This is a genomic window from Gluconobacter sp. P1C6_b, from assembly GCF_018811945.1.
Taxonomy (GTDB): domain Bacteria; phylum Pseudomonadota; class Alphaproteobacteria; order Acetobacterales; family Acetobacteraceae; genus Gluconobacter.
The window spans coordinates 1-604 of the sequence record NZ_JACRVU010000073.1; the positions used below are offsets into that span (position 1 = coordinate 1).

At 49.0% G+C, this 604-nt stretch carries 2 protein-coding genes; one reads left to right on the plus strand and one right to left on the minus strand.

The genetic code is table 11. The features are described from left to right. The coding region (locus KP701_RS16185) for a hypothetical protein (RefSeq protein WP_215747921.1) at positions 1–237 on the minus strand (237 nt) is incomplete at its 3' end. Between the two features lie 233 nt (positions 238–470). Here KP701_RS16185 and KP701_RS16190 point away from each other — a divergent pair. After that, a partial coding sequence (locus tag KP701_RS16190) for a recombinase family protein (protein WP_215747922.1) occupies positions 471–604 on the plus strand: 134 nt, incomplete at its 3' end.

Sequence of the window (604 nt, forward strand, 5' to 3'; positions counted from 1 at the left end):
TGGGGACGAAGGCCCTTCCGTAAAACTCAGCTTCCCAAACTCGATTACCAAATCGTCTGCCACATGCCGATCAACCACTTCATACGTCATGGTATCGTTGATCAGATCTTTCCCATTGAAACGAAAAGACATCCCGCCCGGCACACCTGGCAAACGACTGTTCTCTTCCGAGAGCCCTCCCGCCACTGACGAGGCAGTATGACCTTCCTTTTGCAACAGAGAATTGCCGGATGCCAAAAACGGTCGTTTCGAGCAAGGATTCGCAAACACCCGAAGCTTAATTGGGGATTCCCAGAAAATGGCCGATTTTCTAATATTGCCCGTGCATAAATCTGCCCCCAGGCAGGACGATGTAAAACGACCGTTTTTGTCAACCTCACACCTTCACCAATCTTGAAGGAAACCATAGGGATCTTCAACCAAAAGTTCAGTTTGGAGGGCCTTTTATTTGATGTATTTGAGGGGGTTAAATGTTTATCGGCTACGCTCGGGTTTCTACAGAAGAACAGAGACTGGACTTGCAGATCCAAGCGCTCCGGACTGCTGGCTGTAGGCGTATTTTTACCGATCATGGGGAATCAGGTGGTAATTTTTCCCGCTCGGG